Source organism: Nonomuraea dietziae, assembly GCF_014195505.1.
Lineage (GTDB): Bacteria > Actinomycetota > Actinomycetes > Streptosporangiales > Streptosporangiaceae > Nonomuraea > Nonomuraea roseola.
In genome coordinates, this window is sequence record NZ_JACIBV010000001.1 from 7,354,436 (window position 1) to 7,370,647 (window position 16,212).

7 protein-coding genes are annotated in these 16,212 nt (G+C 72.9%); all 7 read right to left on the reverse strand.

The annotated features are described in order from the left end of the window. Positions 1-4 precede the first annotated feature (4 nt). Genes FHR33_RS35145 through FHR33_RS35175 form a run of 7 tightly spaced genes read right to left on the reverse strand, consistent with a single transcriptional unit; the run spans position 5 to position 15,756 of the window. A complete protein-coding gene (locus FHR33_RS35145) occupies positions 5-5,299 on the reverse strand; it encodes a type I polyketide synthase (protein ID WP_312895853.1) in 5,295 nt (1,764 codons plus the stop codon). After that, positions 5,296-8,706 carry a non-ribosomal peptide synthetase gene (locus tag FHR33_RS35150; RefSeq protein ID WP_183657124.1) on the reverse strand — a complete coding sequence of 1,137 codons (3,411 nt, stop codon included), beginning with the start codon at positions 8,704-8,706 and terminating at the stop codon, positions 5,296-5,298. The genes FHR33_RS35145 and FHR33_RS35150 overlap by 4 nt, the downstream gene beginning before the upstream one ends. After that, positions 8,703-10,997 (reverse strand): lantibiotic dehydratase, encoded by a 2,295-nt coding sequence (locus FHR33_RS35155; RefSeq protein WP_183657135.1) that lies wholly within the window; start codon positions 10,995-10,997, stop codon positions 8,703-8,705. Before FHR33_RS35155 ends, FHR33_RS35150 begins: the two co-directional genes overlap by 4 nt. Continuing rightward, positions 10,994-11,725 carry a thioesterase II family protein gene (locus tag FHR33_RS35160; protein WP_183657138.1) on the reverse strand — a complete coding sequence of 244 codons (732 nt, stop codon included), beginning with the start codon at positions 11,723-11,725 and terminating at the stop codon, positions 10,994-10,996. The genes FHR33_RS35155 and FHR33_RS35160 overlap by 4 nt, the downstream gene beginning before the upstream one ends. Positions 11,726-11,727: 2 nt before the next feature. Further along, complete coding sequence (locus FHR33_RS35165) at positions 11,728-13,356, reverse strand: beta-ketoacyl synthase N-terminal-like domain-containing protein (RefSeq protein WP_183657141.1); 1,629 nt, start codon at positions 13,354-13,356, stop codon at positions 11,728-11,730. Continuing rightward, positions 13,356-14,690: a DUF6002 family protein gene (locus FHR33_RS35170; protein WP_183657144.1), complete on the reverse strand. Its 1,335-nt coding sequence runs from the start codon at positions 14,688-14,690 to the stop codon at positions 13,356-13,358. The genes FHR33_RS35165 and FHR33_RS35170 overlap by 1 nt, the downstream gene beginning before the upstream one ends. Before the next feature lie 16 nt (positions 14,691-14,706). Then, complete coding sequence (locus tag FHR33_RS35175) at positions 14,707-15,756, reverse strand: Rossmann-fold NAD(P)-binding domain-containing protein (RefSeq protein WP_183657147.1); 1,050 nt, start codon at positions 15,754-15,756, stop codon at positions 14,707-14,709. Between the last annotated feature and the right edge of the window lie 456 nt (positions 15,757-16,212).

Sequence of the window (16,212 nt, forward strand, 5' to 3'; positions counted from 1 at the left end):
CGGGCTACCTTCCTCGCGCTACGCGCGGGATCGTGGTGGCAGGGGCCGCCGGGGTGGCCGCCGGGGTGGATGCCGGGGTGGATGCCGGCGTGGATGCCGGGGTCGCCGGCTGCTCGGCGCGGATCTGCTCGACCCTGGCGGCCATCTGCCGCACGGACGGGGCCTCGAAGAGGGTGCGCATCGGCAGCTTGACGCCGACCGCGGCCCGAGCCTGCGCGATCAGCTGGACCGCGATGAGCGAGTTGCCTCCGAGCTCGAAGAAGTCGTCGTCGGCACCCACGTCGGGCACGCCCAGGATCTCGCTCCACACCCGGGCCAGCGCCGCCTCCACCTCGCCTTCCGGCGCGACGAAGTCCTCGGACCTGGCCGCCACCGTGGCCTGGGTCTCGAGGCTCTGGCGGGTCAGCCGCTCCCGCCGGGTGATCTCGGCGAGCGCGGTCGCGCTGACGACGACCTGCGGGCCGAGGTCGGCGGCGGCCAGCACGCGGAAGAACGCCTCGGCGCCGTCCGCAGGGCGGATGCCGGTGCCGGACTGCTGGTCGCCGGCGCCCAGCGACCCGGTCACCGCCGAGGCGTCGATGCGCCGCAGCACGAACTCCTCGATCTCCACGAGCACCGTGCCGGCCTCGTCCATCAGCGTCAGGTCGGCCGTGACGACCTCGGCGCCGCCGTCGCCCCTGCGCCGCAGGTGGCTGTAGAAGCGGTCCGGCAGCGCCGACCTGACCAGCAGCCGGCCGTAGCTCAGCGGCAGGTAGGCGCCGCCGCCGTTGCCCCGGCCGAAGGAGGTGGCCACGTCGAGCAGCGCGGGGTGCAGGCCCCAGTCGCCGACCTCCGCCGCCACCTGCTCGGTCCCCTCGACGAAGGCGAGCTCCTCGCCCTCGGCCCGCCAGATCAGCTCCGGCGAGCGCCACCGCGGACCGAACGTCAGCACTCCGGCGTACTCGCCGTCCTGCTCGGCCTCCGGCGTCATTCCGGCCTTCAGCGCCGCCACGTCCACGGCCGCGACCGGCGCGGGCCGTACCCATGCCGCCGCGCCCTGGGTGTGCAGCCGCTCCCCGGCGCGCACCTCGAAGGCCGAACCGTCGGCGAAGGAGACCACGAGCTCGGTCGTGGTGTCGTCCGGCACGGCCAGCGGCTCCAGGAAGACCACGTCGCGCAGCTCCACCGCGTGGCCCTCGCCCGGCGCAGGGACGACGGCCGCGAAGGCCGCCCTGGCGCATTCCAGCTGCCCGGTCGCGGGCAGGACCGGCACCCCGCCGATGCGGTGCTCGTCCAGCACCCAGTGGGTGTCCGCCGCCAGCGGCCCCGACGCCCTGTCGTGGGTACGGCTGCGCACGACCGGGTGGTCGACCGGCGTTCCCTCGGCGACGGCGGTGGAGCCGGCGGCGGCGGCCAGGCCGGCGGCGTCGGCGTTGGCGGCCATGCCCACCTCCAGCCACGCGCCCCAGTTGATGCTCAGGACGCGCGTGCCGTGCCGGGCGCGGGCGAAGGCGTCCTGGAAGGCGTTCGCCGCGCAGTAGTCGACCTGGCCGAACCCGCCGCTGACCGCGGTGACCGACGAGCACAGGGCGACGAAGTCCAGCTCGAGGTCGCCGAAGACGTCGAACAGCGCGGCGGTTCCTGCGACCTTGGGGTCGAGCACGGCCTGCGCGACGGCTCGTTCCTTGATCTCGGCCATGCCGCCGCCTGGCAGGCCGGCGGCGTGCACGATGCCGTGCAGTCCGCCATGGGCGGCCAGGACCTCCTCCCTGACCTCGCGCAACCGGGCAGGATCGGTGACGTCGGCGGCCATGACCGTCACCTTGCCGCCCGCCTGCTCGATCCTGGCGATCGCGCGCGCGGCCCTCGGCGTCACCGTGCCGCCGCGGCCGAGCAGCGCCACGCGGGCCCGCAGCCGGGTGCCGAGGTGCTCGGCGAGGGTGAGGCCGATACCGCCCAGGCCTCCGGTGATCAGGTAGACGCCCTCCTCGCGCAGCCCGGAGTCGCCCTCGCTCAGCCGTACCGGCTGGAACTCGCGGACCCACCGGCGCCCGCCCCGCAGAGCCAGCACGTCGCCCGCAGGCTCCCTGCGCAGCTCGGCCAGGACGCTCGCGGCGGGGGTGCCACCGGACTCGAGGTCGAGGTGGCGCACCTGGAGGCCGTCGACCTCCAGCGGGACGACCCGGGCGATGCCCGCCATGAGCGCGTACTCCGGCCGAGTCAGGTCGGCGCCGCCCAGGGGGTCCTCGGTGCCGGAAGTGAGCACGTCGAGGCGGACCCCGTCGGCTCGCTGCTCGGCGGCCAGGGCCTGGACCAGGAAGAGCAGGCTGAAGAAGCCGTGCTCCTGCGCCTGGGCCGGGTCGCTGTCCAGCGCCCAGGCGTGCACGATGCGCGAGGGCAGGGAGTCGCCGAGCGCGCTGATCAGGGCGTCGTAGTCGGCGCGCTCGCCGGGCCGTACGGTGAACTCGCCAGAGTAGCCCGCGCCGGGGCGGACCACGGTCACCTCGGCACCCTGTGCCCGGAGCGCCGTCACCAGTTCCTCGCCGCGCTCCCCGCTGACGAAGGCGAGGCAGCGGGTGACCGGCTCGCCGAGCGGGGAGGGAGTGAGCTGCCGCCACGCGGGGATCTCGAACCAGTCCTCCAGCGCGCGGGGGCCGGAGGGCTGCGGCGCCTTCGGCTTCGCCCCGGCCTCACCCGGCGAGATGAAGCGGTACTCCCGCTCGTAGGGGTAGCCAGGCAACGGCACCCGGTGGCCCTGGTCGCCGTCCACGGTGATCGGCACTCCGGCGGACCACAGCCGGGCGGCGGAGCCGTACAGCACGTCCAGATCGCCGGCGCTCTCGCCGGGGCCGGGCAGGCTGGCGAGCGGCGGCAGCACGTCCTTGGCGCCGCGCAGCTGCATGCGGGCGAGCTGGGCCAGCTGCTTGCCGGGCCCGCACTCCAGCATCACCCAGTCCTTCTCGGCCAGCAGCCGGGCCACGCAGTCGCCGAAGCGCACCGGACGGCGGATGTGTCCGGCCCAGTAGGCCGGGTCGACGGCCTGCTCGGGGGTGATCCAGTCGCCGGTCACGTTGGACAGGAACGGCAGGGCGGGCGTCTGCCGCGGCACGGCGGCCACGAGTGACTCGAACTCCGCCAGGATGGGCTCCATCATCGGCGAGTGGAAGGCGTGCGAGGTGCGCAGCCTGGTGGCCTTGACGCCCTTGCCGTCGAGCAGCTCGGCGAAGGCCGTGATCGCCTCATCCGTCCCGGCCACCACGCAGGTGCCAGGGCCGTTCACCGTGGCCACGCTCACCCCGTCGATGAGCAGCTCGGCGGCCTCCTGCTCGTCCTTCATCACCGCGAGCATCGAACCGGCGGGCATCGACTGCATCAGCCGCCCGCGCGCCGCCACCAGCCGCAGCGCGTCGGGCAGGGTGAACACCCCGGCGAGCGTGGCGGCGACGTACTCCCCGATGGAGTGACCGATCATTCCTGTGGGCTGCGCGCCGAGCTCCTGCCAGAGCCTGGCCAACGCGTACTCCACGGTGAACAGCGCGGGCTGGGTGAAGCGGGTCTCACGCAGCCTGTCGTCGCCGTCCTCGGCGAACATCAGCTGCCTGATGTCCTCGCCCAGCTCGGCACGCAGGAGCTCCGCGCACTCGTCGACGGCGGCGGCGAAGGCCGGCTGGGCCGCGTAGAGCGCGGCGCCCATGCCCGCGTACTGCGCGCCCTGCCCGGAGAAGAGGAAGGCCACCTTGGGCAGTGTTCCGCCCGCGTCCCCTGCCGGGTGCCGCTTGCGGTCGGTCAGCGCGCTCACCGCGCCGGCCAGGTCGTCGGCCACGACGGCGACGCGGTGCCGAAGCTCCGGCCGGCCCACCCGCAGCGTGTGGGCCACGTCGGCGACGGAGAGCTCGGGGTGCTCGGTGAGGTGCTCGGCGAGCTGGGTGCGCATGGTGTCGAGCGCGCTCTCGGTGCGGGCCGAGAGCCGCAGCAGCTGCGGCCCCCGCACGCTCGCGGCGGCGGCGGGGGGCGGCGCCTCCTGGAGGATCACGTGGGCGTTGGTGCCGCCGATGCCGAAGGAGCTCACCGCCGCCCGGCGCGGGCCGTCCTCCCACTTGGTGGGGGTGGAGACCACGTAGAAGGGGCTGGAGTCGAAGTCGATGGCGGGGTTGGGCCGCTCGAAGTTGATGCTGGGCGGGATCAGGCCGTGCTCCATGGCGAGCACCGTCTTGATCACGCCGACGACGCCGGAGGCCTGGCTGAGGTGGCCGATGTTGGACTTCACCGAGCCGATGCCGCACCAGCCGCGATCGTCGGTGCTGCGCCGGTAGACCTCGCTCAGGGCGGCCACCTCGATGGGGTCGCCGAGGGCGGTGCCGGTGCCGTGCGCCTCGATGTAGCCGATGGTGCGCGGGTCCACCCCGGCCACGCCGAGCGCCTCGGCGATCACCTCGGTCTGGCCCGCGTGGCTCGGCGCGGAGAAGCCGATCTTGTTGCTGCCGTCGTTGTTGATCGCGTTCCCCAGCACCACGGCCCGGATGTGGTCGCCGTCGGCCAGCGCGTCCTCCAGGCGCTTGACCACGAGCACGCCTACGCCGCTGCCCCAGATGGTGCCGTCCGCGCGGGAGTCGAACGGCTTGACGTGCCCGTCGGAGGTGGTGAAGCCGTCCATGGCCGGGTAGCCGGCGCCGTGCGGCAGCTCCACGCAGACCCCGCCGGCCAGCGCCATGTCGCACTCCCCGTTGCGCAGCGACTCGCAGGCCAGGTGCAGGGCGACCAGGGAGGAGGAGCAGGCGGTGGTGACGGTCATGGCCGGCCCGCGCAGGTTCAGCCGGTAGGAGACCGTGGTGGCGACGTAGTCGATGTTGTTGCCGATCGACATGCCGAGCTTGACCGCGTTGCTGTCGAGATCGGGGTTGGTCTGGAGGTTGAGCCACTGGTACTGGTTGGGCCCGGATCCGCCGTAGACGCCGATGGCGCCCTCGTAGGTGGCCGGGTCGTAGCCGGCGTCCTGCAGCGCGGCGTGCGACTGCTCCAGGAAGACCCGCTGCTGCGGGTCGGCGAGCTCCGCCTCGCGCGCGCTCATGCCGAACAGACGGTTGTCGAAGCCCTCCATATCGATCATGACCGGCGCGGCCTTGATGAAGGAGGAGCTGGCCAGGGTCTCCGGGGTCACACCCCGGGCGAGCTGCTCCTCGTCGGTGAAGAAGGTCACCGACTCCACTCCGTCGACCAGGTTGCGCCAGAACTGGCCGAGATCGTTCGCACCCGGTACACGGGCGCTCATGCCGATGATGGCGATGGGCTCGGCGCCCGAGTGGTTGGACAACTCTGTCACTGTCTCCTCCTGCGCTTGTCCCGCAGCTGGCGGCGTGTGTCGGCACGCCGGTCGGCGCGGCTCAGTTCCGGATTCGCGGCATCACCGTCGAGGTGGGCGGCCAGCGCGCGTACGGTCGGGTAGCGGAACATGTCCACAACCGTCACCTGGCGCCCGGTCAGGGCGGCCAGCCGGTCGCGGACCACGACGACGGCCATGGAGGTGCCGCCGACGTCGAAGAAATTGTCGGTCGCGAGCACCTCGGCTCGGCCGAGCACGTCTCGCCAGATCCCGGCGAGCAGCCGCTCGGTGTCGGTGGCGAGATCCGCGCGGAGCCCGGATTCCGGTCGTACGGCTTGCGCAGGCTCGTCCGTCACGCCGTGCGCGAGCGTGGTGACCTGCCTCAGCTCGAAGCCGGCCGCGGGGGCGCCGGGGGCGGCCACGGCCTGGTCGAGCAGGTCGGTGAAGGACCGGAGCAGCAGCTCGATGCGCTCGGCGGTGTAGAGGTCGGTGTTGTAGACGACATCGACCGCGTACCTCCCGTCCCGCTCGACGACGTAGACCGTCAGATCGAACGGGGAACCCGCAGGCGCGGGCACGATGCCGGTGGAGCTCAGCCCCTTCAGCTCCAGCCGCGGCTCGGGGAAGTTGAAGACGTTGAAGAGCACCTGCACCAGCGGCGCACGGCTGGGCTCACGGCGTATCGCCAGTGCTCCGACGATGTCCTCGATGGCGGCGCCGGGCCTGGCCATCGCGTCGATCATCGCATCGGCGCAGCCACGCACCCGCTCCGCGAAGGAGGCTTCCCCTGCCGAGCGCAGGCGGATCGGCACGATGTCGACGAAGAAGCCGATCAGGTCCTGGAAGGCCTCGTGCCTGCGGTCCGCCACGGGGGTGCCGACCACGATGTCGTCACGGCCGGTGACGCGCCGGACCAGCTCGGCGAAGGCGGCCAGCCACACGCTCGGCGCGGTGGTGCCCAGCCGTGCGGCCAGCTCGCGGACGCCCGCTGTGGTCTCCGCCGTCAGCGCGGCGGTGGCCAGGGCGCCGGCATGGCTCTGCACGGCCGGCCGCGGGCGGTCCCTGGGCAGGTCGAGCGTCGTGGGGGCGTCGGCCAGCGAGCGGGCCCACCAGGCCAGGTCCTCCCCGGAGCGCCTGCCGTCCCGCGCCGCTCGCCAGGCGGCGTAGTCGGCGAAGGTCGCCTCCGGCTCGTCCAGGACCTCGCCGGCGTAGGCGCGGGCCAGGTCGTCGAAGAACGGGCCCTGCGACCAGCCGTCGAAGACGGCGTGGTGGAAGGTCACCACCAGCACGTGGTCGTCCGGGCCCAGCCGGAGCAGCCTGGCCTGCCAGAGCGGGCCGCGGGCCAGGTCGAAGTGCTGGGCGCCGGCCCGGTCCAGCCAGGCGCGGACCTCATCGGGCAGGCCGTCCGAGCCACTGCCGGGCCCGTCCGGCCGGCTGCCCGGCGCGCCGTCCAGGATCTCGACCGCTATCCGCGCGGGTTCGGGCGCGGACACCTCCACGCGGGGCACGCCACCGTCGTCGGGCACCCGCCAGCGGAGCACCTCGTGCCGCTCGGCCACCGCGGTCAGCGCCCGCTCCAGCGCCACCACGTCGAGTGGACCGCGCAGGCGCTCGGCGAGCGCGATGTTGTAGGCGACGTTGCCGGGGAAGAGCCGCTCCAGGAACCACAACCGACGCTGCGCCGCGGTCAGCGCGGGCGGGCTGCCGGAGGGCAGTTCCTCGGCCACGGGAGGCGCGGCTTCCACCAGCGCCGCCAGCGCGCCGAGGGTGCGCGCGGCGTAGACGTCCTCCACCGCCACCTCACGCCCCAGTGCCTCGCGAAGGCCGCTGACCAGGCGCATGGCGCTGATGGAATGCCCACCGGAGGCGAAGAAGTCGTCCTCCAGCCCCGGGACGCGGTCGAGCACCCGAGCCCAGACCTCGGCCACGGCGCGCTCGGTCGACGATTCCGGCGGCGAGCCCAGGGCCGGTGCGTCAGTCACCAGCTCATGCAGCGCCTGGAGGTCGACCTTGCCCGACGAGGACATCGGCAGGCTGGGCAGGATCAGTATGTCGGCGGGGACCATCGCCTCGGGCAGCCGCTCCGCGCAGTGCTCTCGCAGCAGGTCCGGGCGCACGCCGTCCGCAGTGCAGAAGGCCACGAGCCGGACACCCGCCGGACCCTCGACCGCCTCCACCACGGCGTGCCCGACCTGCGGGTGCCCGCGCAGCACGGTCTCCACCTCGCCGATCTCCACCCGCTGCCCGCGGATCTTGACCTGCCGGTCGGTCCTGCCCAGGAACATCAGGTTCCCGTCCGGCTGCAGCACCACGAGGTCGCCGGTCCGGTAGAGCCGCTCGCCGTCGCCGCCGAACGGGTCGGGCACGAAGCGTTCGGCTGTCAGATCGGGTCGCCCCAGGTATCCGCGGGCCAGCCCGACCCCGCCGATCAGCAGCTCGCCGGGCACGCCCACCGGAACCTCGCGCAGCTCCTCGTCCACGACATGGACGCGGTTCCCGTGCTGAACGGCGCCGATCGGCAGCGGCCTGTCCCAGCTTCCCTCGGCCTCGAAGACGGTGACCGCCACCGTTGCCTCGGTCGGACCGTAGTAGTTGAGAAACCGCCTGCTCGCCCAGCGCTCCACCTGCTCAGGGCCGGGGGCCTCGGAGCCGGTGACCAGCACCCGCCACTCGGGCAGGCGCGCCGGATCCAGCACCGGCAGCAGGGAGGGCGGCACGACACCGGAGGTGATGCCGTGCTCCACGCAGAAACGCTGAAGCCGTACGGGGTCACGACGGTCGTCGTCGCCTGCCAGCATCACCGTGGCCCCGGCAGCCAGGTGCACGAACAGGTCGTGCACCGACACGTCGAAGCTGAGCGAGGCGAAGGCGAGGCCGCGCGTGTCCTCATCGACGCCCAGCAGCTCGAGATTGGTGAGCGTGTAGGCGCAGGCGCTGCGATGGGTGACCACCACGCCCTTGGGTGTGCCGGTGGATCCCGAGGTGTGCAGCACATAGGCCGCGTTGCCGGGTAGCGCAGGACACTGTCCGGGCGCGGCGGGCGGGCCTTCCACCGGGACGGTCCGCACCCCGTCGAACAGCTCCGTGGTGGACTCGTCCACCACGATCAGCTGGAGCCCCGCGTTCCTGATGATCTGCTCCCTGCGCGCGGCGGGGCCGTCGGGGTCGAGCGGCACGTACGCGCCTCCGGCCAGAAGCACGCCGAGCACTCCGGTGACCATGCTCGGCCGGCGTCGCAGGCAGACTCCCACCAGACGCTCCGGCCCCACGTCCGGCAGCCGCGCGGCCAGGCCGCCCGCCTGCTCGGCCAGTTCGCCGTACGTGAGCACCTCCTGCCACTGCCGCACGGCAGGTGCCCACGGGCGGCGCTCGGCCTGGGCCAGGACCAGATCGGGCAGTGTCGTCATCCCGCGCCTCCAGGAAGTGGATCGACCATGTGCATGCGCAGCTCCGTGAAGTAGCGGCGGCCCTCGGCGTCGGACAGCCAGGTCTGGTCCGGGCCGGGGAGCATCTCGGAGATCACCAACCGCACGTCCTGCCCGGCGGTGAGGCTGGCCGAGCGGACCATCGAGCAGAGCAGGTCGGCGAAGACCGGGCTGGTGAGGTCGACGTAGAGCGGTTTGATCTCCGTGGACAGCTTGACGAAGACCCGCTCGGGCAGGCCGAGCTCACGCCGCCAGCGGCGCACGGCCAGGTACCGTGCGCGCTCACCGCCGACGTCGGTCAGTCCCGTCGCGTCCACGGTGGTCCGCCAGGTACGGCGGGCGACGACCAGCCGGTCGATGGTGATCCTCGGGGTGTGCCGATCGCCTCCGACGAGCTTGAAGCCGTCCACGGCGTGGATCGACACCAGCTGCGAGAAGACCTCCAGCAGTGGCCGGCTCCTCCCGTCCGGCATGGTGGCCACCAGCTCCCCGCCCACCTCGTCGACCAGCACGCCCGTGGCGGGCACCAGCCGGTCGGGGTCGGCGCCCGGGGCGGCCGTCCAGCCCAGCTGAATGTCGGTCGGGTGGTCCAGCCCGTGCGTCACCCGGCCGGTGTAGCGGGGCCACTCCACCGGGTAGAGCGGCCTGACCCGGTCGGTTCCCAGGTCCTCGGCCAGCGCGTCGCGCAGCGCGCCGGGATCGGGGTGGGCGAGGCTGAAGACGGCGCAGTCGAAGGTCGCCCAGGCCGCGTGCATCTCGCCCATGACCACCACGTAGTCGCCGCGGTTGACCGCCTCGACGCTGTCGGCGCAGATCTGCAGGTCGGGGCTGTGCAACCGGCCGTCCGACCAGCCGGGTCCTGCGGTGGCGAACGCGTCGGAGGCGGCCAGCTCGCGGGCGGTGAAGGTCAGCTCGGCGGTGTCCGGGTCGACCTGGTCCAGGCCGAACAGCTCCGACCAGCGGCGGGCGAACTCCTCGGCGATGGCGTCCACGGGTCTGGGACCGGTGCCGAACAGCATGCCCTGGGCGAGGTACCACAGGTCGGACAGCAGCACCGGGCCGTCCGCGCGCAGCTCCTCGTACAGCTCGCGCAGCGCCTGGCCGTAGGTCGTCGCCAGCTCGGCCGTCAGCCAGCGGGCGGCCTGGAGCATGAGCGCCAGCGGCTCGGCGACGCCGTCGATCAGCGGCTTGCCCACGGTCACTCGCACGTCGCGCGTGGTGTCCTCGTAGACCAGGCCGCGGCCGGCGTAGGTCCGGCCGGTCCTGCGGACCGAGTCGGCGCCGGTGACCTCGCTGAACACCGTGCTGAGCGCCTCCATCGCGGCGCGCAGGGCATCCGGGTCGCCCGCGGCGCGCGCCACCTCCCGCTTGGCGGATGCCAGCCGCTCCAACCCGGCATGGGCCCGCTCGCGCACGGCCGGGTCCTCGATGCCGGCCAGCAGCCGCCGGAGGTGCTCCTCGGCGTGCGGGCTCTGCGGCACGTCACCCTGCCAGGTCAGCAGGCCGCGCCCGGTCAGGAGGTCGAGCTGCAGGTAGGCGTCGGCTTCGGTGCGGATGCCCGCCTGCCCGGCCACCTCGGCGGCCACGTCGACGGCACGGCGCCTGCCGTCGCAGCGCGACAGCAGCAGTGCCTCGGCGGCCGACACCGGGACGGGCGGCTGCGCCGGCCGCCGCACCTGGCGGCCGTCCAGGGTCAGCTGAGGCTGCAGGGCGGGTGGCAACCAGCGGCGCACCGCGGGGTCCTCGGCCAGCTTCGCCGCGTACGCGCGCAGCGCCCAGTCCTCGAAGAACACGCGCCGGTCCGACAGCAGCCGTTCGCCAGGCCGTACCTCCAGAGCCGGGCCGTCCTCCGAGCACCGAACCCAGGTCACCGGCCCGAAGAAGCCCACCGTCTCGTTCTTGGCGCTGTAGCGCTGCCAGTACTTGACGACGATGCGCTCCCGTTCGCGCCGCCTGCTGTGGCGGCGGCCGCCGGGGGTCAGGGCGTCCAGCGAGACCAGGGCGCCCCGGTTCTGCCAGGTGATCGCCTCGCGGAAGAGCGGGTCGGCGGCGATCTCGGTCAGCTCGTCGCCCAGCTCGTGGCCGGCCTCCTCGAGGATCTTGTCGAAGTCTTCCGCCGCGAGCTCGCCCGAGAGCAACGCGTCCGCTGCCTGCGCGCAGTCGGGGGCGGACAGGCGCGCCAGGCCGTCGGCGGGGAAGCCGGTGCTGCGCAGCAGCGCCTCGCTCCACACCCACCAGCCGGTGTCGCCGAGCGGCATGCGGTGGTCGCTCATGCGCGCACCCGGTCCAGGATGTGGTCCCGCCGCTCGCGCAGGAAGAAGTGGCCGCCCGGCTCGACGCTGAGAGTGAAGCCGGCGCTGGTGTGCCTGGCCCAGCCCCGCATGGCCTCGACGGAGATCGACTTGTCGTCGGCTCCCGCGAAGGCCTCGATCGGCACCTCGATCGGCGGCCCCGGCTGGTAGACGTACTCGTGCAACCAGGTGAAGTCCGCGCGCAGGACCGGCAGGAGGAGCTCGCACAGCTCAGGCTCGGCCAGCAGCTCCTCCGGCAAGCCGCCGAGCTCGATGAGCCTGCCGAGCAGCTCCTCGTCCGACACCTCCGACAGCTCGGCGAGCGGTTCGACGTGGTCAGGCGGCCGGCATCCGCCCAGGTACAGCCGCCGCGGCAGCGGTTGGCCCCGCCTGGTCAGCTCGCGGGTCACCTCGAAGCCCAGCCTGCCGCCCATGGAGTGTCCGTAGATCGCGTACGGCCGGTCGGCCCTGGCCGAGACGGCGTCGGTGAGTTCCCCGATGTCGATGCCGAAGGGTTCGGAGAAGCGGCCCTCCCGGCCCGGCAGGACCATGGGCAGCACCTCGAGCCCGGGCCCCGCCGCGGCGGCCCAGCCCTGGAAGGCTCCGGCCCCTGCGCCCGCCCACGGCAGGCAGAACAGCTGCATGGGCGCCGCGGGGCGGGGCTGCGGAACGGAGAACCAGCGGTCGAGCGAGCTGGTGTCGGGTCTCATGGTCAGACCTCCTGCCGTTGGAACGGGTAGGCGGGCAGGGAGATGATGCGGCCGTCGGCCGGCGGCCAGGCGGGCTCGTCGCCCGCCACCCAGGCCTCGGCCGCCCGCATCAGATCCTCAGGCGCGTCGTACGGCAGGCCGCGCAGCCGGGCGACGGCCTGGGACAGGTCCTGGCAGACGATCGCCGCCCTGTAGGCGAAAGCTCGGCGTCCCGCGGTCAGCGTGTGCGCGACGTCGTCCAGGTCGATCCGGGGAGCCGCCTCCAGGTGGTCGGCCAACCGCATGCGGGCCTGGCGCAACGCCTCGGGCGTCCGGGCCGAGACAGGCAGGACGCGCCAGCCGGTGGCGGCCGGGCGCGGCGGTTCGTCCGCGACCTGCTCGACGATCACGTGGGCGTTGGTCCCGCCCAGGCCGAAGGAGCTCACCCCGGCCCGCCGGGTCTCCGCCTCCCATGCCACGTTCTTGACCGGCACGTAGAAAGGGCCGAACTCGACGTCCGGATCGGCGCGCTCGAAGTGGAGGTTGGCAGGGATGACGCCGTGCCGTACCGCCAGGACGGCCTTGATCAGCGCCGCCGCGCCCGCCGCCGCGTCGAGGTTGCCGAGGTTGGTCTTGATGGAGCCCAACGCGACGGCGCTCGGTGGCAGCGGGTCGCCGGAGAAGGCCTGGGCCAGGGCGGCGACCTCGATCGCGTCCCCGACCGCGGTGCCGCTGCCGTGCGCCTCGACGAAACCGATCGCGCCGGGTGCCACCCCGGCGTCCGCCAGCGCCTCGGCCACCACGCTCGCCTGCCCATCGAGCCCCGGGGCGGCGAACCCGGCCCGGCGCGCGCCGTCGTTGCCCACCGCCCAGCCCCGGAGCACGGCGAGAACCTGGTCCCGACTCTCGACCGCGTCCTGCAGGCGCTTGAGCGCCAGGACCGCCACGCCGCTGCTGTAGGCGCCGCCCTGACCGGTGGCGTCGAAGGCGCGGCAGCGGCCGTCGGGCGAGACCAGGCCGCCGGGCGTGTGCAGGAAGCGGGGTTCCGTGACGCTCACCCCGCCCGCGAGCGCCAGGTCGCAGCGGTAGTCGAGCAGGTGCTGGGCGGCCACGCAGACCGCGGTGAGCGAGCTCGAGCAGGCGGTCTGCACGGCCATGGCGGGGCCGGTCAGGCCCAGCCGGTAGGCCACCTGGGCGGCCACGTAGTCGGGCGCGAAGCCCGGAACCAGCGGCTCGTCCGGATCTCCGGTGAACTGCCGGTACAGGAAGTGCCTGTTGACCGAGGCACCGGAGAAGACGCCGATCAGCCCGTCGAAGGCCGCGGGGTCGCAGCCCGCGTCCTCCAGCGCGGTCCAGGACTGCTCGAGGAAGAGCCGTTGCTGGGGATCCATGGCGGCGGCCTCGTCCGCTGTCACGCCGAAGAAGTCGGCGTCGAACGCGGCCACGTCGGGCAGGCGGCCGCCCGCCCGCACGTGCGCCGGATCGGCCAGCAGCCGCTCACCCACCCCGAGCGCGCGCAGCTCGGCCTCGGTGTAGTCGTGCACGAGGTCCACGCCGTCGAGCAGGTTGCGCCAGAGCGAGGGCACGTCGGGAGCGCCGGGAAAGCGCCCGGCCATGCCGACGACGGCGATCGCGTCCTCCGGGAGAGACATCAGCGGCAGACCACCGCGGCGACGTCCTCGACGGTCGCGACCTCGGTCATCGCCTCCGGCTCCAGCGGCCTGTAGTCCGCCGAGGTGTAGCGGCCCGACCCGTGCACCACCACGTCGCGCCAGTCGTCGGCCAGACCGCGGTCCACGGCGTTGAGCACGCCCGTCATGGCCATGACCAGGGACCACTCCCGGAGCGTGCGGAAGTCGGCGGGCAGCTCGCAGCCGGTCCCGGCCAGCAGCTCGCGCACCTGCGGGTAGCGGGCCACGCATTCGGCCAGTGAGACCACGATGCCGTCGCCGCCGGACCGCTCGATGATCGCGTTCATCGAGGGAGAGGTGGCGGGCCGGTGGGTGTAGAAGGTCGGGTCGAGCACCTCGTCCGGGTCGTAGGTCACCGCGGGGAAGCGCGGGTCGGCCGACTGGCGGTAGAGGCCGTCCGTCAGGGCGTACTGGGGCAGGCCGGCCCGGTCGAAGGAGCCGTTGCGGAGGTTGAGCACCATGTCGGGGGTGCCGAGGTGCTGCACGAGCAGGCTGGCGGGCCGGTGCTCCTGGCTCGACGCGCCGGAGCTCTCCAGCACATCCCGGCCGCGGTGGTAGCCGAGCAGCCCGAAGGCGCTGGAGACCGCGTGCGCGTGCAGCCGGGGCCCGGCGACGGGGGAGGCCGCGTGCTCGAAGTACGCCCTGGCGGTGTCGGCTACGAGGTAGTTGGCCAGGTCCAGCGAGTACCACAGGTTCTCGCCGTTGGCCCGCAGGTCGCCGGCGTACTTGTCGGCGAAGGCCCGGCCGAGCGCCTTGACCTGCTCCGGCTCGGGGCCGTTGTAGACGAGCATCGGGTTCAGCTCGCGCAGCTCGGGGTCGGTGGACAGCCGGCTGGAGCGGAGCTTGGCCAGGCACGAGCCGGGCGCGAGGATCACCGTGCGCAGCTGGTCGGGGCGGACCAGTCCGGCCTCGATCGCGCGCAGCACCGCGTCGCGCAGCGCGACGCCCTTGTTGGCCGACGTGGGCGAGAAGATCGTGACCGCTTCGCCGTACCGCCTGATGTACTCCACCGCGCGGGCGACGATCATCAGCGAGGCGAAGGTCTTGGTGGTGCCCGTGGCCGGGTTGCCCGTGAGGTCGAGCAGGGTCAGCCGGTGCTCGCCGTACTCGCCGAGCGGTTCCCAGCGGGCGGTGGCCACCGACAGGAAACGTTCCACGTCCGCGTCGAGGGCGGGCAGGTGGTAGCCAGGGGAGAAGCCGATGTCCGATCTGACCGGTTCGAGGTCGTCGACGCAGGCCGCGATCGAGGCGGGGAGGCGGTCGTAGTAGTCGATTAGCAGGTTCGCTGCGTGCATCGTCGGGCGCACCTCGTTAGGGGTAGGAGGGGAGGTCTCGGAGCCGGTCTCTGAGCTGGGTGAAGGCTTGGGTGGCAGAGTCCAGGTCCGCGGTGTGGAAGCCGTCGGCGAGGTCGGGGGCGACTCGGGCGAGCTCCTCCCGGGCGGCGGGGCCGAAGGTGACGCGCGTGCCCTCCACGACCACCCCGTCCTGTACGGCAGAGCGCTGGTTGAAGGCGATGGCTTCGGCACGGTCCAGGCCCGGCGGCAGGCGCAGGCTCAGCCGGCCGGCCGCGAGCCGTACCGGATAGCCGCCGGGCAGCCCGAGCGGGCCGGGCAGGGAGGTGTCCAGGTCGCCGCCGGTGAGCAGGCATCCCAGCACCCTGGCGGCGGTCAGGCCGGTGACGTGGTTGAGCTCGGTGCGCGGGGTGGCCCGCTGGGAGGCAAGGAGTGCGCCGACGTCGGAGAGCGCGCGGCCCTGGTGCCAGACCTGCGCCTCGTCCTCGGGGGAGGAGGGCGTGTACAGGTGGACGTGGTGGGCGAGCACCTGCAGCTCCCGCTGGTCGGCCAGGCCGAGGGCGGTCTGGATGCTGGCGGCCAGCAGGCCGGCGTTGCCGATCCCGCACAGCACCGGGACGCCGCGCGCGGCCAGCACGGGGTTGACCGCGTCGGGGAAGCAGGCGTTGACGAACCAGGACCCAGGGCTGGCCGAGGCGAGTGCCGTGCCCGCGCGGACGGCGGACTCGGCCTGGAACGGCAGGGTGAGTCCGAAGCCGCCGCGCCGGAGCAGGGAGGTCCAGGCCGAGGGGGAGCTGAGCGACTCCCAGGGGGACTGGCTGGAGGCGGCCAGCAGCACGCCTGCCGGAGCGGCGCTCGCCAAGGCCTCAGGCAGGGAGCCCGTCACGGGGCGGAAGGTCACGTTGGAGCCGGCGAGTGCGGCTCTGGCCATACCGACATGGCATAACTCGGCGGTCCGAGCCGGATCGCGCCCGATCACGGTGATGCGAGCCGACGGCCCTGTCACGGCCAGGGCATAACAAACGGCTCTGGCCAGGCCACCGGTGCCGATGACTGCCAGCTCGGTCATGGACCCTCCTCTGTCGGCCCCATGACCAGGTCACTGCGCCTATCGATGACCTCGACAAGCTCGGTCATGCTGCTCTGGCCGGCATCGGGAGATAACTCTGCACCGCCATGCTGGACTGAGCCTCTCTACATGCTGGTAAGCACGGGATTTAAGGATTACTCCCCAAAACGGACGGATTGCCCGTTATGACCCCAAACCGTGGTGGTGTGTTTGGGCCCGGCTTATATTCCACAGGGCATCGAGGTGCTGTCAATCTCGTTTGGGTCATGAGTACTGTCAGTGATCGTTGGATGCGGTTCTCCCGACATGTGTTGACTTGCCGGGTTCCTGTGGACTTCAATCGGCGGCACTTCGTCGAGGACGACTACTGGGGCTGTCAGGGCCGACAAGGTGCTCTGATGCTCCATTATTGGCCGTAACGTGTCGCGTTATGCGGTCTCAAGTCCCACATTGTTC